General features: G+C 51.1%; 13 protein-coding genes and 1 pseudogene. 6 read left to right on the top strand and 8 right to left on the bottom strand.

Annotation, left to right across the window (positions count from 1 at the left end; genetic code table 11):
- Positions 1-15: 15 nt before the first annotated feature.
- From BLS62_RS03845 to BLS62_RS32060, 3 genes are all read right to left on the bottom strand, one after another.
- A complete protein-coding gene (locus BLS62_RS03845; protein WP_143521502.1) occupies positions 16-3,297 on the bottom strand; it encodes a non-ribosomal peptide synthetase in 3,282 nt (1,093 codons plus the stop codon).
- A gap of 36 nt (positions 3,298-3,333) precedes the next feature.
- The gene (locus BLS62_RS03850; protein ID WP_093177278.1) at positions 3,334-11,676 is read right to left on the bottom strand and encodes a non-ribosomal peptide synthetase; all 8,343 of its coding nucleotides are present in this window, start codon (positions 11,674-11,676) and stop codon (positions 3,334-3,336) included.
- 353 nt (positions 11,677-12,029) lie between these two features.
- Positions 12,030-12,227 (bottom strand): hypothetical protein, encoded by a 198-nt coding sequence (locus BLS62_RS32060; protein WP_244283514.1) that lies wholly within the window; start codon positions 12,225-12,227, stop codon positions 12,030-12,032.
- Between BLS62_RS32060 and BLS62_RS03855 the strand changes: the two genes are divergently transcribed.
- The 5 genes from BLS62_RS03855 to BLS62_RS03875 are packed head-to-tail and all read left to right on the top strand — an operon-like array spanning position 12,199 to position 16,687.
- A complete protein-coding gene (locus BLS62_RS03855; RefSeq protein WP_244283507.1) occupies positions 12,199-13,326 on the top strand; it encodes an MFS transporter in 1,128 nt (375 codons plus the stop codon). The two genes, BLS62_RS32060 and BLS62_RS03855, sit on opposite strands and share 29 nt — an antisense overlap.
- A 47-nt stretch (positions 13,327-13,373) precedes the next feature.
- The gene (locus tag BLS62_RS03860; RefSeq protein WP_093177284.1) at positions 13,374-14,417 is read left to right on the top strand and encodes a GSCFA domain-containing protein; all 1,044 of its coding nucleotides are present in this window, start codon (positions 13,374-13,376) and stop codon (positions 14,415-14,417) included.
- Complete coding sequence (locus BLS62_RS03865) at positions 14,386-15,099, top strand: hypothetical protein (RefSeq protein WP_143521503.1); 714 nt, start codon at positions 14,386-14,388, stop codon at positions 15,097-15,099. Before BLS62_RS03860 ends, BLS62_RS03865 begins: the two co-directional genes overlap by 32 nt.
- On the top strand, positions 15,086-15,733 hold the full coding sequence (locus BLS62_RS03870; protein WP_093177290.1) for a hypothetical protein: 648 nt from the start codon (positions 15,086-15,088) through the stop codon (positions 15,731-15,733). The genes BLS62_RS03865 and BLS62_RS03870 overlap by 14 nt, the downstream gene beginning before the upstream one ends.
- A gap of 24 nt (positions 15,734-15,757) precedes the next feature.
- Complete coding sequence (locus BLS62_RS03875) at positions 15,758-16,687, top strand: TauD/TfdA dioxygenase family protein (RefSeq protein WP_093177294.1); 930 nt, start codon at positions 15,758-15,760, stop codon at positions 16,685-16,687.
- Positions 16,688-16,919: 232 nt separating this feature from the next.
- Here the strand turns inward: BLS62_RS03875 and BLS62_RS32065 are convergent.
- Positions 16,920-17,123, bottom strand: a pseudogene (locus tag BLS62_RS32065) (IS6 family transposase); the annotation flags it as partial.
- Between the two features lie 111 nt (positions 17,124-17,234).
- On the opposite strand from BLS62_RS32065, the gene BLS62_RS03880 reads away from it, so the two are divergent.
- Positions 17,235-17,567, top strand: a complete 333-nt coding sequence (locus BLS62_RS03880) for a hypothetical protein (RefSeq protein WP_093177298.1) — start codon at positions 17,235-17,237, stop codon at positions 17,565-17,567.
- Positions 17,568-17,834: 267 nt separating this feature from the next.
- Here BLS62_RS03880 and BLS62_RS03885 read toward each other — a convergent pair whose 3' ends face one another.
- The 4 genes from BLS62_RS03885 to BLS62_RS03900 form a co-directional block, all read right to left on the bottom strand.
- Positions 17,835-19,025, bottom strand: coding sequence for a cytochrome-c peroxidase (locus tag BLS62_RS03885; RefSeq protein ID WP_093177301.1), 1,191 nt, complete (start codon positions 19,023-19,025; stop codon positions 17,835-17,837).
- Positions 19,025-19,735, bottom strand: coding sequence for an SCO family protein (locus BLS62_RS03890; protein ID WP_093177303.1), 711 nt, complete (start codon positions 19,733-19,735; stop codon positions 19,025-19,027). Before BLS62_RS03890 ends, BLS62_RS03885 begins: the two co-directional genes overlap by 1 nt.
- Before the next feature lie 65 nt (positions 19,736-19,800).
- Positions 19,801-21,111, bottom strand: coding sequence for a methanethiol oxidase (locus BLS62_RS03895; RefSeq protein WP_093177305.1), 1,311 nt, complete (start codon positions 21,109-21,111; stop codon positions 19,801-19,803).
- Positions 21,104-21,946: an IclR family transcriptional regulator gene (locus BLS62_RS03900; protein WP_093177308.1), complete on the bottom strand. Its 843-nt coding sequence runs from the start codon at positions 21,944-21,946 to the stop codon at positions 21,104-21,106. Before BLS62_RS03900 ends, BLS62_RS03895 begins: the two co-directional genes overlap by 8 nt.
- Between the last annotated feature and the right edge of the window lie 200 nt (positions 21,947-22,146).

The following is a 22,146-nucleotide window of genomic DNA, read 5'->3' on the forward strand; positions in this document are numbered from 1 at the left end:
TTGTCCTCTTCACTGTCAGGAATATTCGGCTGCTTCCAGCTCTTCAAAAATGTAGTAGAGCGTTTGCTCGATGGTGGGTCGCTCAAAAAAGACCCGCAATGGCACCTCAATCCCGAGTACGTCGCGCATGCGTGCGATGATGCGTGTGGCACGCAGGGAATGGCCGCCAATGTCGAAAAAATTATCCTGCATGCCCACGTGTTCCAACTGGAGCACCTCTGCCCAGATCTGAGCAAGAGCTTCTTCCAGCGGGGTCTGCGGTCCCTTATGGGTTTGGCTAGCCGGGGCATTGATGCCGCTCGGCTCAGGCAGTTGTTTGCGGTCGATCTTACCGTTTGCACTCAGCGGCAGAGACGCCAACTGCACATAAAGGCTTGGCACCATGTAATCCGGCAACTGACGTCCCAGTGAACTGCGCAAAGCAGCTGTGTCCAGTGAACTCGCATCGTTCGTGGTACACACATAAGTCACAAGCAGAGCTTCCCCGGCTTCATCCTGCCAGGAGATGACCACTGCATTGGTCACCCCATCGCACTGACACAATGCATGTTCAATCTCACCCGGCTCAATCCGGTAGCCACGGACCTTGATCTGGAAATCATCACGACCCAGATATTCAATGGCGCCGTCGTTCATGTAGCGGCCAATGTCGCCGGTCCTGTAAAGCTGTTCGCCTTGGACAAGTGGGTTGGGAACGAAGCGCTCTGGGGTCAGCTTTGGCCGGTTCAGATAGCCCATGGCAACTCCGGGGCCAGCTACGTAAAGGTCTCCGGCCACACCGCGGGGGACCAATGTCATATGCCGGTCCAGCACATACATCTTCATGCCGGCAATGGGCTGCCCGATGGGTAGAACTGCCGGGTAGTTAGCACTCGGGTCAATGTCCTGCTTTGTGCAGTAAATGCTGGCTTCTGTCGGGCCGTACAGGTTCTGCAGACGCACATGGCCCAGCACCTCGAAGCACCGCTGCGCCAGATGGGAGGGGAAGGCTTCGCCCCCGCACAAGATCGAGCGCACGCTGGTGCAAGTTTCAACCCCCTCACACGATAGGAAGAACCCGAGGAGCGAGGGGACAAACTGACACACTGTTACCGAATGCTGGCGGATGGTCTCCACCAGATAGGTACCTTCCAAAAGGCGTGAGCGCTCGCTCACCACAAGGCAGGCACCGCAGGAAAGGGTAGCAAAGACCTCCACAACCGAGATGTCAAAAGTGATAGATGTGGACAGAAGCACCCGGTCGTTTTCTGTAACCTGCTTTTGTTGACGGAACCACTCGACCAGGTTGGCTGGCCCTTTGTGGGGCACCATTACACCCTTAGGACGACCAGTGGTGCCGGAGGTGTAAATCACATAGGCCAGATCTTCACGGCTGACAGGCCGGGTCAGTTCATCACTGACGTTATCTCCGCTGTACTGCTGCCATGCGGCATGGTCACGGTCCAAAAGAACCAATGTATCCCGTGTCTGACTTGGCTCCAGTGAAGGCACAGAGCCGTCATCACACAGCACCAGTAATGGAGAGCTGTCCTCAAGCTGGTACCCAAGGCGCTCGGGTGGGTGCGCCGGATCAAGAGGCACATAAGCCCCGCCGCTCTTCAAAACAGCCAGAAGGGCAACAACTGTATTGAGACCCTCCGACAGACAGACCGCCACGCGTGAGCCTGTCCGTACTCCTCGTTCTAAGAGGTATTTAGCGAGTTTGTTGGCCTGTTGGTTCAGCTGGTCATAGGTGAGTTCTGCCGGCCCGCTGACGATGGCTACTCGATCACCATGACGAGAGGCGCACTCCTCAAAAAGCTGATGGATGGCCCGAATGGGTGAAGCAGGCATCGGCACGGCACGGGATATCTCCAGCACTGCGGCACGGGCGGCATCATCCATGAGCGGCACGCTATGAACCGGTTGCTCGGGCAGTTCGCAGATGGAGCGGACCACTTGCCGGAGGTACCCAGCCAGCCGTTCTATGGTCTGCTTGTCAAACAACGACGTTGCATATTCCAGTCCGCCGTAGATGCACGTCCCGTTGTCCACCAATTCCAATGTAATATCGAACTGGGAAGCAGTGCGCGCTAGCACCGCCGGCTCGGTGTCTAATCCGGCAAAGCGGGTGGGGTCGGCCTCTACGTTCTGCCAGGCAAACATAACCTGGAACAAAGGGGTGTAGGACAGGGTTCGCTGGGGGCGCAGGGCCTCGACCACCTGCTCGAAAGGCAGGGACTGATTGTCCTGACTGTCCAGAAAAATCTCACGCATGCGGGTGAGCAGCTGGTCCACGGTCAGGCCGTCACTCAGGTCAAAACGAAGGGCCAGCGTGTTTACAAACAGGCCCACCATCTCCTCCAGCTCTTTGCGGACCCGGTTTGCAGAGGGAGTGCCAATTACCAAATCCTCCTGTCCGGCTAAACGGGAGAGCACAATGGCGTAACTGGCCATCAGAACCAGATAGGGCGTGATGCCAAAGCGGCGAGCCAACTGGCGCACCTTTGCCGACAGCTCTTCGCCAAGCTGCAGTGGAAGATAATCGCCCTCATAGCTTTGTTGGGCTGGCCTGCGCCGGTCTGTGGGCAGAAGTAAACGTTCCGGGGCTCCGGCCAGAGCATCCTTCCAGTAGGCCTTTTGTTTTTCGAAATTCTTGTGCTGCTCCGGCTGTTTCTGCCATACAGCATAATCGGCATAGGCCAGTGCGGGAGCATCCAGCGGCGCGGGGTGACCAGTCTCTACCAGATGCGAATAGTGTGCGCCAAGTTCCTTCAGCAGCAGTCCGTTGGACCAGCCATCTGAGATGATATGGTGCAGGACCAGCAGCAATACGTGGTGAGTGTCGGTGGTCCGGATCAAACAGGCTCGTGCCAGAGGGCCATGGCCCAAATCAAACGCGCGACTGCTTTCCTCCTCGGCCAATCGGATGATCTCGGCCTCGGGGTCCTTGCCGGGAGCCACCTGCAGGATCCGCAAGGGTAAGCCGCAAGTGGCTGGTTCGAAGCATTGGACCAACTGGCCATCTTGCTCGCAGATGGAGGTCCGCAAGCCTTCATGGCGCGCAATTATCTGGTCCAAAGCGGCCTGCAGGTGCTGCGTCTCCAGATGTCCGTGCAGTCGCAAACCGAGTGCCAGGTGGTAGGCAGCTCCGATGCCGTCCATGCGCGAGAGGAACCACAGCCGCTCCTGCGCAAAGGAAAGTGGCAGTGGGGTTCCATCGCGGCGGACTGCTGTCAGTGTGCTGCGATTGCGCATTTTCAGCAGTTGCTCCGGTGTCAGATTCCGAAGATTGCGCTTGTTTGGTCCGTCCTGCATGGTTTCTCCCAAAGCCACTGGTTGTCCTCTTCACTGTCAGGAATATTCGGCTGCTTCCAGCTCTTCAAAAATGTAGTAGAGCGTTTGCTCGATGGTGGGTCGCTCAAAAAAGACCCGCAATGGCACCTCAATCCCGAGTACGTCGCGCATGCGTGCGATGATGCGTGTGGCACGCAGGGAATGGCCGCCAATGTCGAAAAAATTATCCTGCATGCCCACGTGTTCCAACTGGAGCACCTCTGCCCAGATCTGAGCAAGAGCTTCTTCCAGCGGGGTCTGCGGTCCCTTATGGGTTTGGCTAGCCGGGGCATTGATGCCGCTCGGCTCAGGCAGTTGTTTGCGGTCGATCTTACCGTTTGCACTCAGCGGCAGAGACGCCAACTGCACATAAAGGCTTGGCACCATGTAATCCGGCAACTGACGTCCCAGTGAACTGCGCAAAGCAGCTGTGTCCAGTGAACTCGCATCGTTCGTGGTACACACATAAGTCACAAGCAGAGCTTCCCCGGCTTCATCCTGCCAGGAGATGACCACTGCATTGGTCACCCCATCGCACTGACACAATGCATGTTCAATCTCACCCGGCTCAATCCGGTAGCCACGGACCTTGATCTGGAAATCATCACGACCCAGATATTCAATGGCGCCGTCGTTCATGTAGCGGCCAATGTCGCCGGTCCTGTAAAGCTGTTCGCCTTGGACAAGTGGGTTGGGAACGAAGCGCTCTGGGGTCAGCTTTGGCCGGTTCAGATAGCCCATGGCAACTCCGGGGCCAGCTACGTAAAGGTCTCCGGCCACACCGCGGGGGACCAATGTCATATGCCGGTCCAGCACATACATCTTCATGCCGGCAATGGGCTGCCCGATGGGTAGAACTGCCGGGTAGTTAGCACTCGGGTCAATGTCCTGCTTTGTGCAGTAAATGCTGGCTTCTGTCGGGCCGTACAGGTTCTGCAGACGCACATGGCCCAGCACCTCGAAGCACCGCTGCGCCAGATGGGAGGGGAAGGCTTCGCCCCCGCACAAGATCGAGCGCACGCTGGTGCAAGTTTCAACCCCCTCACACGATAGGAAGAACCCGAGGAGCGAGGGGACAAACTGACACACTGTTACCGAATGCTGGCGGATGGTCTCCACCAGATAGGTACCTTCCAAAAGGCGTGAGCGCTCGCTCACCACAAGGCAGGCACCGCAGGAAAGGGTAGCAAAGACCTCCACAACCGAGATGTCAAAAGTGATAGATGTGGACAGAAGCACCCGGTCGTTTTCTGTAACCTGCTTTTGTTGACGGAACCACTCGACCAGGTTGGCTGGCCCTTTGTGGGGCACCATTACACCCTTAGGACGACCAGTGGTGCCGGAGGTGTAAATCACATAGGCCAGATCTTCACGGCTGACAGGCCGGGTCAGTTCATCACTGACGTTATCTCCGCTGTACTGCTGCCATGCGGCATGGTCACGGTCCAAAAGAACCAATGTATCCCGTGTCTGACTTGGCTCCAGTGAAGGCACAGAGCCGTCATCACACAGCACCAGTAATGGAGAGCTGTCCTCAAGCTGGTACCCAAGGCGCTCGGGTGGGTGCGCCGGATCAAGAGGCACATAAGCCCCGCCGCTCTTCAAAACAGCCAGAAGGGCAACAACTGTATTGAGACCCTCCGACAGACAGACCGCCACGCGTGAGCCTGTCCGTACTCCTCGTTCTAAGAGGTATTTAGCGAGTTTGTTGGCCTGTTGGTTCAGCTGGTCATAGGTGAGTTCTGCCGGCCCGCTGACGATGGCTACTCGATCACCATGACGAGAGGCACACTCCTCAAAGGTTCCGTGCATAGTTTTAGGGCTTTGGGTAAAGAGTGGTCCTTCCGAAAGGGCCTTCAGTTTTTCCAGTTGGTGCGCGGAATAACGGGCGAGCTGTAGAGCTGGGTTTTTTGCCGTTTCAGGTGTTTGCTGGGCGAGATGCTCCAAGCTCGTCAGAACCATGTCCAAAAGCGCTGGGGCATAGCAGTTGGGAGGAGCTTGTAATTCAATCTTGAAACAAGACCCTTCGTCATCCACCGTCAGGTTAAACGGATAGTTTGTGCCATACTGACCATCCAAATATGTAGCCCCCGGAAGATCACGATGGGAGGCGCCTTGAGAACCGTCAGACATCAGTTCAGCATGCCGGAAGTTTAATACGGAAGTTAGCAGCGGCGTTGGTCGTTCCACCCCGCTCGCATCAATTGCGTCTGCCAGTGATGCAGTGTCGTGCTCCAACAACTTAAGGAGGATGCTGTGAACGCCTAATAGTCCTTCAGCCACATCCCGGTCCGCAAGATTGATGCGGAGAGGCAAGGTATTGATGAAAGGCCCTAAAATACGTTCTGCGTTTTCCAAACCTTGCAATCTGCCAAGAAGAATGGTGGCAAAACAAACGTCATCCTGGCCAGAACAACGCGCGACAATAAGAGCCCAAACAAAATGGAATACGGAGGCGGTGCTTACCTCATAACGCCGTGCAAGAACCCGAATGGAGGTGGTCAAGGCCTTGTCGGTAATCGTCACCACAGATTCAAGATCCGCTCCGTGAACCTCAGCGTCAACTATTCCGAACGGCAGACTTGGACTTTGAAAACCTGCAAAGAGTTCTTTTAGGAAATTCTGCGCTTCATCCTTGCGTCCTTGTGCCAATTGGAACGAGATAAAATCTCCAAACTGGGCAGGTTCCGGCAAACTTTCACCTGCGCCGGTCATGTAAGCCTTCATCTCGGCGTTCAGTTGTTTTAATGAGGTATTGTCGTCAATGATATGATGAAAGAGCTTGAGAGCGAGCCATCGTTGATTATGCTCGTCAAAACAATAAAAGACGCGTGTCAGAGACGGTTCGTGCAGCTTTATTTGGTAGGTGCGTGGGTCGAATTGCTGACGTAGCCGTTGTGCAATATCACCAGTGCTGCAAAGATTTTCAGCAAGTATCTCGCAGGACTGCAAGCGCACGTTTTTCAGAACAACTTGTAAAGGATTGGGCAAACCCTCAGAAACAAACAGGGTTCGCAGGATGTCATGGCGGTTCATGACGTTTTGCAATGCATCCAGATAGTTTTGCAGCGCGTCTTTATTCTGGAACGCCATGAGGCTCCACAGAAGGTAAGGGTCTCCAGATTTGGCGAGTTGATGATGGAAATAAAACCCTTCCTGCAAGGGGGTGAGCGGATAGACGTCTTTTACATTGCCGTGTCCGCCCGGTATAAACTGAGATAGGTCTTCCAGCTGGCTTTGCGAAAGGCCGGAGAGAGACATTGCCGTCCGGCTTACATCAGTCTGACTGTTCTCTGGCTTCGTGATCAGCTTTCCATCCTGCGGAGGGATCGGCTGGATGTGTTCTGCCAACTCCTTCAAAACAGGTTTGCGAAGCAGATCAATGGCTGGCAGTTGATAGCCTTTCGACCGCATCTGCGCCTGAATACGCGTCGCCAAAAGGGAATGGCCGCCCAGTTCGAAGAAGTTATCGAAGCGCCCAACTAATCCAATTTGCAGAACATCTGCCCATACCTTCGCGAGGAGGGCTTCTACGCCATCTTCAGGGCGAACGAATTTTTTCGTATCTGTAAGTGATGGCACGAGATTTGTGAGTTCGTTGCGATCCAGCTTACCGTTGCTTGTTAGCGGTAATTGCTCAAGGCGGACATAGGCAGTTGGCACCATGTAAGAGGGCAATATATCCCGTAGGAAAGCTTGCAGCGCCCGCCCGTCAATGAAATGTCCTGTTGTCGTTGGTACAAAATAAGCTACTAGTTTTGGCTCATCGCTTCGTTCCGCAGTGCTGCAAACAACAGCATGTTGAATGTCAGTGTGCGATATCAGCGCTGCTTCAATCTCACCAAGTTCAATACGGTATCCGCGTATTTTGACCTGATCGTCATTCCGACCCAGATAGAGTAATGTTCCGTTTGCGCTGTATTTTGCTAGATCACCAGTCCTGTAAAGGCGTTCTGTTGGCGAAAACGGGCTGGAGATAAAACGTTCTTCGTTCAGTTCTGACCGGTTCAGATAACCGCGTGCAACGCCAGCTCCACCTACATACATTTCTCCTATAGCTCCGAGGGGAACGGGTTGCCGGTTCTGGTCAAGGACGTAAAGGCTTAGATCGCCCAGTTGACGGCCGATTGGACTACCTTCTACTTTCCTATCAACATCATCAGTGCTGAGTTTGTAGTAAGAAACATGGACTGTAGTTTCGGTAATCCCGTACATGTTCACCATGTCACAACGGGAATTGCGTGGATCGGTGAACCAGTTACACAGCATGGCAGGCTGAAGCGCCTCGCCGCCGAAAACCACAGTGCGGAGTTTGTGCGCCACATCAGTTTCGGCTTGAGCTTCCATAAAAATACGGAAGGCGGAGGGTGTCTGGCTGAGAATTGTAACTCCGTGTTTGCAGCACAAACTATAAAACAATGTAGGGTCATGCCGTGCCTCTTCCGGTACAACGGTGATGGTCCCACCTGTTGCAAGGGCACCCCAGATTTCCCAGACAGAAAAATCAAAAGCGTATGAGTGGAAGAAAGACCAGATGTCAGAGGGCTGGAATTGAAACAGGGGTTGGCAAGTGCTCATCAAGCGGGAAATCTGCCTGTGTTCAATCTGAACACCTTTTGGCTGCCCAGTAGAACCAGAAGTATAGATCACGTATGCAAGGTCCGACCCATTTGCATTCGTCTCAGAGCAAGTGTTGACAGGTCTTTCAGTCCACGGTTTTGCAACCTCATCCTCGAAGAGAAGTAATGCAGTAGCATCTTGTTTGGAAAGGAGTTCCTCACAAGATTGTTGCGTTGAGTGACTGCAAATGATTAACGCTGGCGCACTATCGTTGATGATGAAACTCTTTCGAGCTGCCGGGAGAGAGGGGTCTATTGGCAGATAAGCTCCTCCTGCCTGCCACACCGCAAGAAGTGCCACAATAAGGTAGGCACTACGCTCCATGCAGACACCTACAAGCATTTCCTTTTTGACACCAAGAGCGGTGAGGTTAGAAGCTAGGTACGAAGCCTTGTTGACCAGTTCTGAATAGGAGAGGGTAACATCCTGATCGATTACGGCTGTACGATCCGGTTGAACCTTTGCAAAGTTCTCTATCAAATGCAGCACAGACACATCGTCATCAGAAGTTTCACGGCTGGCAGCACCCCAGTTTTCGATCAGCTGTTTTCTCTCATCCGTGCATATCCCACTGAAGCGATCTACGGAAAGCTCAGGCCCTGCGAGGCACTCTTTTAGCAAGGCAATGTAGTTTGCCTGCATGCGTGCTACATTCTCGGGTCGGTACAAATCTGTGGCGTAGTTCCACAGCAGCGTAAGCGCAGATGCTTCTACATCGGTTGAGGAGCGGGGCAGAATGACCACTTCCATATCGAACTTGGCAGACTGGTTACTGTAGGCTTCGTAGAGCGAAATTATTAGGTCGTCTCTATGTAATTCAGGTGTCTGGGAGTTGTGGTAGCTGAAGCCAATCTGGAAAATTGGGTTTCTGGAGGCATCTCGTTGAGGATCCAGAGCCCGCACGACACGTTCGAATGGAACCTCTTCGTTGTCATAGGCATTGGAAAGTACGGTCCGCAAACGCTCTAGATAGTCCGCAAAACTTGGCTGCCCGCTCAGGTCTGCGCGAACAACAATGCTGTTTACGAACATACCAGGCAACTGCTCCGCATCGCGGCTTTTGCGGTTGGCCACTGCGCTGCCAGTGAGCAGGTCGTTTTGTCCTGTATACCGGGATAGCAAGATATGGAACACAGCCAAAAGCACGGTGTAATCCGTATGTCCGTTTACCTCGCAATAGTTCTTCAGTTTTTGGAGGAGCGAACCGCTCAATACCACTCGATCTTGTTTGCCGCGAAATGACATTGTCTCTGGGCGTGGGAAATCCGTGGGCAGGGAAAGGTTGAAATTAGCCCCTGACAACTGCTTGGTCCAATAGGCAAGCTGTTTTTCGTAGGTCTGTTCTGCGTCATCGCTCAGCTGCCAGCCTACGTAGTTCCGGTATTGGGCAGGAACTGATGCAAGATTTGGTTTTCCTCCACCTGCAAACGCTTCATAGGCATCAAGAAGCTCAGAAAGGAATATGTTGGCACTCCACCCGTCGTGGACGAGGTGATGCTCGATGTGCAACAGGCCAAAGGTGTCGTCATTCAGACTGAAAAGCACCCAACGGGCAAGCGGAAGCTGATTTGTTTTGAAGGGCTTCTTGACCTCTTCATCTATTGCACGCCATAAATTGGGGCTATCCATTCCAGTATCAAGTGCGCGTACATCCAATTGTGCCGGAACAGGGAGGTGAACCTGCTGGTAAGCATTTCCGCGTTCATCCTCATGGAACGTTGTGCGGAAAATTTCGTGCCGTTCTACAATCAGATTGAGCGCATTTTGAAGTGCTTTGATCTTAACTTTGCCGGTCATCCGGATCAGGCATTGTGCATTATAAGCAAGGGAGTCAGGCGTCAGTTTTTCTAAATGCCATACTCCATTTTGCTGATGAGAGACAGGAAATGTGTCCCCCTCTATCTGATAGGATCTTAGCGGAGCCTGAGGTGAGTGCAGAGCGGTTGAAACATGAATTTTGCCAGCGAGCTGTGCAATCGTTTGGCCGGTAAAAACATCTTCCAGACAAATGACCGGGCCAAATTTCTCACGGCACCGTGTGAGAAACTGAACAGCATCCAGAGAGCTGCCCCCAAGTGTTTGAAGGGTATCAGTACTGAAAACGTGATCGACTGACAGAACTTCGGACCAGAAATCAGCAAGAGCTTGTTCGATGCTGTTGACCGGCAGAACCTCAGATCTTGCCCCTCGTGCCTGACGATCCGGTGCCGGAAGTGCCTTCTGATCAATCTTGCCATTGACGGTAAGCGGGAATGCATCCAGCCGGACAAAAGCATTCGGGATCATGTAGTCGGGCAGCGAAGCAGATAGGTGTTCCTTGAATTGTTCGACATTTGGTGCGTTTAAAGCTCCGCGTGTTGTGAAATAAGCGACGATTTCCAATTCAGAAGAGCCGGTCTGTGATGTCAGCACACAGGCGTGTTCAATTTCCGAAAAGGCCGACAGATGGTTTTCGATTTCTTTTAACTCAATGCGGAACCCACGGACTTTAACCTGATCATCCAATCGCCCTAGAAACTCGAGATTACCGTCTGTCTGCTTCCTGACCCTGTCGCCTGTATTATAAATTCGCTGGGTCGCAGTGTCTGGATGGGGCTTAAACACTTTTTCAGTTAAACGAGGTTGGTTGCGGTAGCCACGGGCCAGACCGACACCACTCAGCCACAGCGTGCCTGGTTCACCGTCAGCTACTGCGCACATGTTGTCGCCTAAGATACGCACGTCGACCTTTGCAATGGGCTTGCCAATCGGCACGGTGCCAGAAGATGCGGTTATGCCATTACATTGGTAAAGTGTTGCACAAACGGTGTTTTCTGTCGGGCCGTAAGCGTTGATCAGCACTACATTTGAGGACCACCGCTCAACCAGAGCCCACTGCATCGCTTCACCTGCGACCACCAGAACCTTCAGGCTTTCGTAATCCTGCGGGCGCATGTGGCTAGCCAATGAAGGGGGAAGAGTTATGTGCGAAATGCATCTATCGCGAACTATGTGCTGTAGGGCTTCTCCGGCAAGCAATGTACCGTCCAGCGCAAAGTGCAGTTGTGCTCCACTACACAGGCTCACCAAAATTTCCGAAATGGACGCGTCAAAGCCGAGTGATGCGAATTGAAGGACACGAGACTGGTCGTCGATCTGGAAAAAACTGGCCTGCTCTTTGACCAAGTTCAAAAGGCCTCGGTGCTCCACCATGACACCCTTTGGCTGCCCGGTAGAGCCGGACGTGTAAATAATGTAGGCCAGTTGGTCCGCTTTAGGCGGTGACCATTTTCGTGGATTTGCGGTTGCGGAAAGATCACTGAGGCTCGAGTAACTAATAATCTGCAGGGCTGAGCCAGAGGAGTTCGTCAGATTTCTAGCCAGCGCCTCAGTGCTCTCGTCGCAGATGAGAACACTCGCATCACTGTCTGAAAGCATGAACTTAAGTCGTTTTCGTGGGAGCTTGGTATCAAGTGGCACATAGGCTCCGCCAGCCTTCTGGATAGCAAGAAAGGCGACTATGGCTTTAGGCGTACGCGGCATAAACACTGCAACAGTACGCTCCGGTTTGATCCCGACCGACTGTAATTTTAGAGCAATTTGATGAACAGTAGCGTTTAATTCGCTATAAGTTATGGTGCTAATTTCGCAGACTAAAGCTGGTTTATTTGGATGGGTTTGTGCAACAAATTCGATCTGTTCAACAATGTTGGTCGGTTCGCTCGACTTCATTATTTCGCAGTTAGAGAAGTCAGAATCCATGTCTAGGTAACTTCCATTGATAGCGTAATTCAAGAATATATATGGCTACCTTTAGGGAATTTTATTCTATTAAAATTTAGCGCAAAGAATCGATTATATATAAATTTAGACAAAATAAGTATTCCTGATCAGATATGTACGGATATTCTAAATCTAGACATTTGCATTGTGCAAACAATCTTTGTAATATATCAGTAAGTCAAGGTGATTTTGGAGTTCGTTCACGAACTTTTCGTAACTTTGGGGAAAGAAACGTGTCTATGGATTTTGGGGAAGAGCGATACATTAAAATTACATAATCTAATGAAAATCAAGTCAGCATAATTTGATTTAATTGATTATTATTTACTTATTTATTCAATGGCTTGCGCCCACCCTACTGCAGCCAACATTAAGTTTGGATCGTACTTTGATATGTTTGATAACAGCACCCGTGCGTCATTTTTCTCCCAATTTCTAGATCTGCCAAAACTGGCAAAAATTTTGCTGTTTGGCACCTTTTGTGTGCGGTTTGCTTCATTTATGATTTGGCCGTTTTTTGCTGTTCTCATGGCTCGACGCTTCGAGACCTCTATTGCCGAACTTGGGGCTGTTTTTTCTATCGCAGCTCTTGCTGGTTTAGTGGCTGCACCCCTTAGCGGTGTAGTTGCTGATAAGCTGAATCGCCGTGCAATTATGATGGCAAGCGCTCTGTGTATTCTGGGGCAATTTTGCATTCTGGCGCTCTGGAATAGCGAGCAGATCTATTTTGCCGTGATTGTTGGCATGTCTGTTGCCAACGGTGCATTGGAGCCCCTTCTTCGGTCTGCGCTTGGTGATTGCGCACGAAGGGATGAAGACCGACCGATGCTCTTTCACATGCGCTATTATTTGGTCAACATAGCAGGTGCTTTGGGGCCTCTTGGCGGGCTGTGGTTTGCAACTAATAATCCCAACATAGCCTTTGCGGTTGGGGCACTGGCCTATGCCATACTTGCGGTTTGCATTCTCGCTAGTGTCGCGCCGAGGATCATGATTGGCGAACAAGATGATTTACCGACATCAACTCTTCTGCAGACTGCAATTGCTGACAAACTTTTTATGACGCTGTTTATTTCAAATTTCTTCCTTGTCATCCTCTACGCGCAAACAGATGAGCCTCTCACATTTTTCCTGATGTCTCTGGATACTCAGAATATCAATGGAATCATCGCTTCCATAAATGTAACCAACACGACAGTTGTGCTTGTGGTGCATTTGTTCTTGATGAAATGGCTCGTTGCCTTGGAAGAACACAAGGCCATACTTGCAGCCTTCTTCTTTTTGATGCTTGGCCTCTTGGTTATTGCACTGAATACAAATCAGATGGAAGCACTCTGGCTTGTCGCTATCGGTTTGGCGACGCTGGCTGAAATTATCGCCATGCCCTTATTTGCAACGGTGGTGGATCGAACAGCACCAGTCCGTTTAAGGAACAGCTACATGGGCCTTTACATGCTGTCTAACGCAGGGGCTGCAGGTGTTCCCTTTATTGGAGCTGTTGTTATTGAACAGTTTGGTGCCGCGCCGCTATTCCTGTTATCCGCTGGATTATGTGTGCCTGTCTCCTATCTTGCCTTCCGACTTCTAAGTGCCACCAGACAACAGGAAGCAGCCAGAGAAGCTGGCTGAGATCGCTGGCTATTGTGCTGATCTAAAAGGAATAGGATAGGAGCTACATGAACCCTTATAGTTCACTGCCATCCACCAAGTTCTGGCGGCCCTCGGTTGCGGAGCAGGACTATTTTTCCCTTTCACAAATCTGGACGCCGAAGTTCGAAATCCGGCAGGACGCAGCCATAATTACTGCTGGCTCCTGTTTTTCGCAGAATATCGGGAAAGAGGTGCTGCGGAGGGGTATGAACTGGTTTGATGCAGAACCTGCCCCCGAAAGCATGAGCGCTGAGGAGGCTCATGCCCAAAGTTATGGAATATTCTCTTTCCGGACTGGGAATATCTACACCGCTCGCCTGCTACTTCAGTGGTTGCAGTGGGCATTCGATGAAACGCCGCACTCAAAAGAAGTCTGGAATGACGGAACGAGTTATTTCGATCCGTTCCGCCCGAACCTTTCGCCAATCGGTTTTGAGAGCCCACAAACCATGCGGGTGTCGCGCGAAACAACCCTTGCTGCCATCAGGCATGCTGTTGGATCGGCTGACTTATTCGTGTTCACAATGGGTTTGACTGAGGCGTGGCTCAATAAAGCTTCGGGCGCAGTCTATCCCATGTGCCCGGGCACGGTTCAGGGGCGTTTTGATGAACGGTTACATGAATTCCAGAATTTTTCATATGAAGAGATTCTCCGAGATTTTCAGAAGTGCGTTGATCTAATTGCAAAATACAATCCCGGCTTGCGGTTCGTTTTCACCGTATCCCCTGTACCGATTACCGCAACCATCACAAAACATCATGTGCTTACAGCATCGACCTACACAAAATCTGTGCTGCGCGCTGTTGCGGGCCAATTGGAAACATTGAATGACAACGTGGAGTACTTTCCGTCTTATGAATTGGTTGCATCGCCGCCTATGAATGGCGTTTTTTATAATCCCAACAAACGCACGATTACACGGACTGGGATTCGTTTCGTAATGGGTCACTTTTTCAAGGGCATAGTCGGAGGAGGGCAGGCATCTGAGGGCGTAGCCTCCACATCGCGAGCTTCCGCGCCAACCGAGGATATCATCTGTGAAGAAGAATTGCTCGACTACTACAAGTAACGCTCAGTTCCTCCTGATGGGGGATTCCCACGCAGGGGCGATCGGACGGGCCGCAAAAGAAACTGGCATAGATCTGGTTGGTGGACCGATGGGAGCAGGACGGGAGTTTACTGCACCATTCTTTGATTTAGACAATGGGGATTTGAGCTTTCATAGCGATTATGCGGAGGAGATGTACCGTTCCTTCCTCAAAGAACTGGGTGTGGCTTCTCTCCAGGAGGTTAAGATCCCGGTAGTGGCGACTTTTGGTTTTGCCCTTCATTTTTACGCGACCAAAGAAAATTGGGATATTTACAAAGGACCAAACCTCACCCTTTCCCCAGCGTTTCTGGAGAGCACTCTTTTTGCTGAACTCATCCGATCTATGGCGCGGGGTGCGTTCGATTTTTACGAAGCTCTGTTGGGGATGGGAATAGAGGTTTTTGCTGTGCTTGCGCCCCAAAAAGTTCCCGATACTTCGGAGGCGCTGGTGTTCAAGGCGGCTCAACGAGCCTTGGTGGCCAAAGCTGCAGAGCTTCGGCTGCCTTTGCTCGATGTGAGGGCTACGACCACGGACAGGAACGGTTGGCAAAGCCCTGCATTCTCGCAGGAAAACGATCCAATTCACGGTAATTCTGCATTTGGAAACGCTGTTTTGCAGGCTTTAAAACGTCAGAGAGTGTCGCCACATGCCTATTCATGAGTTGCAGGAACAAAGAACTGAGTTGCAGCTCGCAAGTTGCATCACATGTCTGTTGAGGGACGGGCGCCTAAACGGCCTTCATTCGCTTCATCTTTTCATAGAGCGGTCTGTTCTGCCCTTGGCAATCGAAGCGGCACAGATGCGCGGAGAAAAGACGGCAGATCTTGAGAACATAAGCGCACTTCACCAAAAGGCTGCAAGTGGCATCTTTATCGAAAAAAGCAACTGGCGGGGATTATTGGAGAAAGGGTATTTGACGCTATTTCGCCTCGGATTTGATGCGGAAAAAACCTATCGCCAGTCCCATGCCAGTGCCCTTGAATTTTCCGCAGGCAATCTGGAGATGATCGAGACGGAGTTCGGGTCGGCCAAAGCCTATGCGGATTATTATGGGCGGCTTAACAGTGAGGCAAATACCCAAGCCTTCGCGAGAGCTAATGCAGAAGTTCATGCAGCAGTGAATGCAAAGTTGTTTGCCTCCGGAATTATCGAAGATGATCAGGAGGCGACGTTACTTGCCGTGATCAAGATTTCCGCCAATGCCTTTGCTTGCTCTCATGCTTTTTCAGAAATTGAACAGCGCAGAAAAGAGGCACTGTTACGAACTATTCGTTATTTGAAAAACAGTTCTTAACCGAACTCCTCAGGAGGAATTTTAATGCATCAGGACGCCTTGGAAGCCATCAAAAAAATCGCAGCGGAACCTAGGGAACCATATCGGTATTTGAAGGTAGATCGGATCACCCCGGTGATTGGAGCCGAGATAAGCGGGGTGGATCTGTCTCAAGAAATCGGTAGCAAGCAATTTGAAGAAATTTGCCGTGCTTTCCTTGAAAACCATGTCCTTGTTTTCCGCGGGCAAGATATAACCAAGTATCAACAGAAAGCATTCGGTCGTCGGTTCGGGACACTACGCTCGCTCCCGCTGAGTGACATTGACGGTGATGACCCAGAAATCGTTCTCATCCGCGCTGGCAAGAAGTCCACTTTTGTTGCTGGAGAGGTCTGGCATACTGACGGCACTTCGGATCCTGCCCCGTCCATGGGATCAATGCTTTATATGCATGAGACACCAGAAATTGGATGCGGCGGAGATACCCTTTTTGCGAATATGCACCTCGCCTATGAGACACTTTCTCCAACCATGAAGGAATTTCTCAAAGGTTTGACTGCAATCCATGATGGTGCTGTACCATGGAAAGGTTTTACCCCACCGGAAGGGTTGCCGAAAACGGAACATCCCATCGTGGCAAAGCATCCAGATACTGGCCGGTCCATGCTTTTTGTCAATTCTGGTTTCACCACACATATTCCATCGCTTTCTGAAGATGAAAGTGATGCTATCTTGAATATGTTGTTCAATTTTATTGAACGTGAACAGGCACTTAATTGCCGTATCCGCTGGGAACCCGGGACCCTTGTTTTTTGGGATAACCGCTGCACGCAGCACAGAGCAGTTTGGGACTATTATCCTTATTCCCGTTTCGGGGAGCGCGTCACTGTTCTGGGATCCAAACCAGAGGGTGCTCTTACATTGAGCGCGTCGCAGAAAGAAGATTCAGCTTACAGTTCGCCCTTACCCGCTTAACTCGGGTCGCAATGATGCGCTCGGCCACCCAAGCACGGTCATTTTATTGAGGACGGAGACATTGATGTTAGCATCCGTCTTCTGGTTTTCGAAGTCACGGGACTTCGAAATCGCTCCGATAAATTGTTTGTAGTGCCCCATCAAGGTCTCGCCTCATGAGCACAGCCTGTATCCGGATCGAGTGTTGTCACGTAAAGTTGAATTTGGTCATATAAAACAGGCTGAGCGCACTTCATGCGTCCATCATGGCTGCCATTTTCCATTGAGCAAAGGCGTTAATTCGATGAAGGTGAGTGTCGATTGGAGAGCGTTTATAGCGAGGTCGAACGAAGAGATTGCGGAGGTCAGAGAAGACAGCCACAAACCTCTGCAGCTGCCCCGGCGATTTAAACCTCTGCATGGCTCGCTCTCGTTTTCGCAAGAGCAATCCATTGTTAGAACAGTCCCGGCTCTGGCATCTTGATCAACCATCCAATATTTTTTTGATAAAAGATACTGAGAAACCAAGCGCAGTTCCGGTTAATCCGAGTTGGGGAGCAGTATATTAATGAAACCGACTTTGAATGATTGGGCTTGGCTCACACATTGTGTGTGTCAAGCAATGCTTGGAAGTATGACTGCTAATCTGATGCACGTGCAGTTGCATTACATCCTATATGATCGTTGGGTTTTAAGATTCTACGTTTTGGATGAACAAGAATTTCGAGGAGATGCTGAAGACATTCTCGAAGAAATGGGAGCGCAAATAGACTTTGTTTCCAATTTTCTATCTCCTCAAGGCAATCTGAAGGTGACCGGCGAGGTAATCTCAAACATACCCGCAGTTTATGAGAGACAGTCAGAAACGATTAGATGGATATTGTCTCGAAAAAATGAATGAAGCCGTACAGTCAAAGTAGATATAGCATTGCGAAAGTCAGCCTTGGAGGCTGTGGATGAGCCGTGATCAGAAATGGAGGGATCATCTGCTAGAAGGCGTCAGCGATGTCTTCGAGAAGGAAACCAAAGCCCCTGAACCAGCGGCAGGCGAAAGTTCTGGGCATTAGTCGAGTTCGTTTGTATTACACTGCGTGGCCGACATCTGGCAGTGATTTGAAACTGATGCTGCGAATTGACAAATTGCATCTGGATTGGTGTTGTTGCAGTGTTAGTGACTGTCCGGCGGCAACACTCTGGCTTCGCTCTCCAGGCAGTCCAAATCCGGAGACATCAAGCTTTGCAGAAAGGCTTCGAGGTCTTGTTTTTCAACTCTTGTGAGACCAAGTGGGCGGATGCGTGGATCTTGGCCGAGCATTTGTGAGCCTCCTTGGTCGTAAAACTCAATGACCTCTGAAAGTGTACTGAAATGCCCGTCGTGCATATAAGGGGGTGTTACAGTGAGATTGCGCAGTGAGGGCGTGCGAAATTTCCATCTGTCAGCTGGATCCTCTGTCACTTCGTAACGTCCAAGATCTGCCTCTCGCTTTGCACTGACAGAGCGGATCTTTGAAAAGTCCATCTGATGAACCACTCCGGGGGCAACTTGCACAGGAATGCTTGTCGGAGGATTTTGGCGCTCACCTTCACGCATCTGACCGTATCCGGTGTCATGGAAAAGCTCATCTGTAAAGAGTGCATGATCATCTCCAATCAGATGGCAAGCACTGCAGCTTCCCTTACCCGTAAAAATCTGAAAACCACGTTTCACATCAGCAATGACTGCAGTTTCGTCGCCGCCAAAGTACCACTGATCAAAGGGGCTGTTCCCTGCAAGAATTGATCTTTGATACGCACCAAGGGCCATCCCAATTCTGTCGAGAGAGGCCTGGGCCTGGAAGGCATTTTCAAACATCTGCGCGTAGTCTGGAAGGTTGTTTAAAAGGGCAACAACATGCCCTGCAGATGGATTTGCCATTTCATTTCGCGCGGTCAACGGACCGATAAATTGTGTCTCTAGCGCATGATCGCGGCCATCATGAAACAGCACATTTAGGTGCGCGACATTCAAAATGCTCGGCGAATTACGTTTAAGACTGCGCCCTTCAACACCAATGGCTGTGCTCAGCTCCCAATTGGTAAATCCTTGCTCTGGGACATGGCACATGGCGCAAGACATTGTGTGGTTGATCGACAAGCGTCGGTCGAAGAACAACTTCCGGCCCAATTTAATCTTCCCAACACTAGGCGGATTGTCGTGTGGGTGAGGGACGGGCGGAAGCCCGAGCGGAGCAGAGAGGCTCCGTTTCAAGGCCGTTTCAGACCAGTTTTCCGGGTCCGCGATGCAATGTGATTGCGCGTGTGCGCCCACGGCTTGGCTGAAGAGACTACCAATCAAACATATAAGAAACCAATGACGCATTAAGACCTGCTTTCTTCCAGTAAAAGCGTCTCCACGTCAGTGATCAGGAGCCTTGGGTCGATGGTTCCAAGGCCATAGACGTTACGCACGATACCTTCGCGATCAACCAGATACATCCGTAGCAGATGATTGATGACTTCCTGATCGTTCGACCGGTCAATGACTTGACCAAACCCATCCAGAATAGGCTGCAGATCAGTCATGCCTGAACTCGTAAGCACATGCCATTTGAGTTTCTGATCGGAGTTCTCGTCGATTTGCAGGGGGTATGCAAAGGAGTTGATGGCCTCGACCGTATCGCGAGCAGGATCAAAACTGATCGTGATGAGCTGAACGTCCTCCCGCAGTCCGGGGAGTTTCTGACTGGCATCATGAATTTCAAAGAGCGTCGACATGGCGATCGGACACCCATTCTCATCTCCGCACATCAGATAGACAAAGCTCACCAGATTAATCTTGCCTCTGGTCAGCGCTGCAAGTGAATGCTTCTGTCCATATACGTCCAGAACCTGGCCATCTGGAGCCGTCTTGAACCGGTTTAGCGTGTAAGAACCCGGCTTGGGAGGATCAAATTGAAACTCCTTGTGCGGGGTAAATACATCCGAGAATGAGCGAACAGGGGCAGCCTGCCCAACGATCAAAGTGTACCAGAGTGCTGGAAGTGTTACGGCAACACTACTGAGAACGAGGAGTTTTTTCAAAACACGCATGCATCAGACCTAATGAATTACAAAGGCATGGGGCAACATGCATGCTGCCCCAAAACGAGTTTGAGCTAGCTCGTATAAAGCTCAGAACTACCAAACCGCATGATGTGCGCACGGCCAAGGCCAAGCTTGTAGAAATCAATATCAAAATCTTCGATCAACTCTTTCCCATCCCAGGTGTAAGCGCGCAGATATTGCACATCGTCATCGCCCTTCTTATCCCAGTTCGCAAGCAAGGAGGAGCTGAAGTAGACCCGTTTCCCATCCCAACTCTGGCTGACCATGTTGACCTGACGGTCAATGGTTTTCTCGTAAATTTGGGAGGGGTTATGCGGATCGGAAACATCAAAGAGCCGTGTCTTGCCATCCATGAAGCTGTTGACCCAAAGCGTTTGATCATCAGCCGCAATGGAGATATCGACCGGAAGCGGAATGTCTGCGGGGTTGCCGATATCGGCTACATCTTTGGCCTGCCATTCTCCGCTGTCGTCCTCATAAATCAACCAGAGTTTGGAAGTGAGCGCAGTGGTGGAGAATGCGTAGTTTGCGTTCGGTCCCCATGGGAAGCGGATCTCCAGCGGAGCTCCCGGTACATTGAAGACCTTGCGCGGTTGACGAGTATGCAAATCCCATTGAACGATCGTGTTGCCAAACTGTTTCATCGCGTCAGTATCTTGCAGCATCTGGCCAAAATCCATCATGTAGTTCGACCAGCCGGTAAAGGATGAGGTCAACATGATGTTCTTGCGAATGAGCGCGCGAATGTCATAACCGTAGCCGTCTGCAACAGCATCCCCCACAGCTACGGCACCCTGCATATCGTTAGTGGTTGGCATCCAGTAAGTCGCCACGTAGTCGCCGGCATCGTTGTATTCAACCAGTGCTGATCGCCCACCATGATCATCATCATTGGAAAGCCCGGTGATCATCATGCTGCCGGGAAGGGCAAAGAAAGTGTGAGGACCAACAACGCCCCCAGAATCCTTGACGAAAGTCTCAATGGTTTTGTGCAGAGATGGCTTTGATGGGTCGCTATGCACATCGAAAATGAAAATACGGTTGGTATCAAGACCTCCCGTCCAGAAATAACGCCGGTCAGCGGAAAACCCCCCGTGATGCGCCTCATTCCGACCGCCGACAGAAAGACTGTTGATCACCTGACCACGCATGGGGGATTCAGGCCGTAGATCAATGGTAACAAGCTTGTCTTGCTCATCCCCCATTCCCTCAACGCCTAATGTCCAGACATAAACGAATTCTTCCTGCCCTGTAATCTTGGGCATATATGGCGATTGACAGGTTTCATCTGCAAAAGCTCTAAACGGTCCGGCCGCAGCCGCAGCGGCAACAACCAGCGCACCAAATTCTCTTCTATTCATAAGATCTTCCCATAGAAATTAATAAATGAGTATTTCGAATTACCTCCAACTCACCGGAAAGAGCGTCTGAATTTGCTCTTTCGGCATCAACAATTGAGCAGTGCTGAATGGCAGCTGATGCGCGTATGTTTTCTTCTTTGAGCACAGGCAAAATATGTGTGTGAAGCCGCGGCTTTATACGGTTTGTAGGGCCAACAACACCCATGCTGAAGAGCGCCCCAAGGCGGCCAACCATGATGGGCACTGCAACGCTGGTGACACCGTCATCAATCTCGCCATCACAAAGCGCATATCCATCACGCCGTACGTTTTGAAGCTCTGCTGCGATGTCAGAGGCCTCAATAAGAGTGTCTTGCGTAAACTGAACACGCTCGGTTTCCAGCAGTTCATCACGCAGCTCGGGCAATATAAAAGCAGCAATTGCTTTGGCAGAGGAGCATGCGTGAGCAGGTCTAATCCCAAGGCCTGGATAAATATAAGATATTGATGGATTGCTGGGAGGCTCAATATGAATCAGGACCACCCGGCCACCACGATATCGTGCCAGAAAAGCCGTCTCCCCAAGTTCAATCACAATCCGGTGGATCATAGCAGAGACAGCTTTGATCACATGAGACTCTGATTTTCCGGTGAGGGCAATTTTGATGAACCGGATACCCAGAACATACCGTTTACAGTCCTCTACCTCATCCAGAAAACCGCAGTGGAGCAGGGACGACAGATTCCGATAGATCGTTGCTCTGGGCAGCTTGGTCATCTGCGCAAGGTCGTTCGCACTGACCGGCTTGGCGGCTCCAGCAACAGATTCCAGCAGCTGTATCAAACGTTCCTGCATGAGATTCTCACATTACGGACGTTTGAAGCGTATTCTGAGAAAAGATTACCCGGCAACCCGTAAGATTTGACAGAGTGAAAGTGGGTTTTTGCGGCTTATGTCCTGCGAATATGCGTCACTGAGTGCTCGCAGGTTCTGCAAACATCAATCAAACGCCTCGTTGCGGCAAGGAAAATGGCAGGTTAATATTTCACCTCGTT

Source organism: Pseudovibrio sp. Tun.PSC04-5.I4, assembly GCF_900104145.1.
Lineage (GTDB): Bacteria > Pseudomonadota > Alphaproteobacteria > Rhizobiales > Stappiaceae > Pseudovibrio.

Coding starts and splice junctions, on each gene's coding strand:
- BLS62_RS03885 (WP_093177301.1), bottom strand. CDS start 19,025: ATGCGTCATTGGTTTCTTATATGTTTGATTGGTAGTCTCTTCAGCCAA.
- BLS62_RS03890 (WP_093177303.1), bottom strand. CDS start 19,735: ATGCGTGTTTTGAAAAAACTCCTCGTTCTCAGTAGTGTTGCCGTAACA.
- BLS62_RS03875 (WP_093177294.1), top strand. CDS start 15,758: ATGCATCAGGACGCCTTGGAAGCCATCAAAAAAATCGCAGCGGAACCT.
- BLS62_RS32060 (WP_244283514.1), bottom strand. CDS start 12,227: ATGAGAACAGCAAAAAACGGCCAAATCATAAATGAAGCAAACCGCACA.
- BLS62_RS03855 (WP_244283507.1), top strand. CDS start 12,199: ATGATTTGGCCGTTTTTTGCTGTTCTCATGGCTCGACGCTTCGAGACC.
- BLS62_RS03845 (WP_143521502.1), bottom strand. CDS start 3,297: ATGCAGGACGGACCAAACAAGCGCAATCTTCGGAATCTGACACCGGAG.
- BLS62_RS03895 (WP_093177305.1), bottom strand. CDS start 21,111: ATGAATAGAAGAGAATTTGGTGCGCTGGTTGTTGCCGCTGCGGCTGCG.
- BLS62_RS03870 (WP_093177290.1), top strand. CDS start 15,086: ATGCCTATTCATGAGTTGCAGGAACAAAGAACTGAGTTGCAGCTCGCA.
- BLS62_RS03900 (WP_093177308.1), bottom strand. CDS start 21,946: ATGCAGGAACGTTTGATACAGCTGCTGGAATCTGTTGCTGGAGCCGCC.
- BLS62_RS03880 (WP_093177298.1), top strand. CDS start 17,235: ATGAAACCGACTTTGAATGATTGGGCTTGGCTCACACATTGTGTGTGT.
- BLS62_RS03860 (WP_093177284.1), top strand. CDS start 13,374: ATGAACCCTTATAGTTCACTGCCATCCACCAAGTTCTGGCGGCCCTCG.
- BLS62_RS03850 (WP_093177278.1), bottom strand. CDS start 11,676: ATGGATTCTGACTTCTCTAACTGCGAAATAATGAAGTCGAGCGAACCG.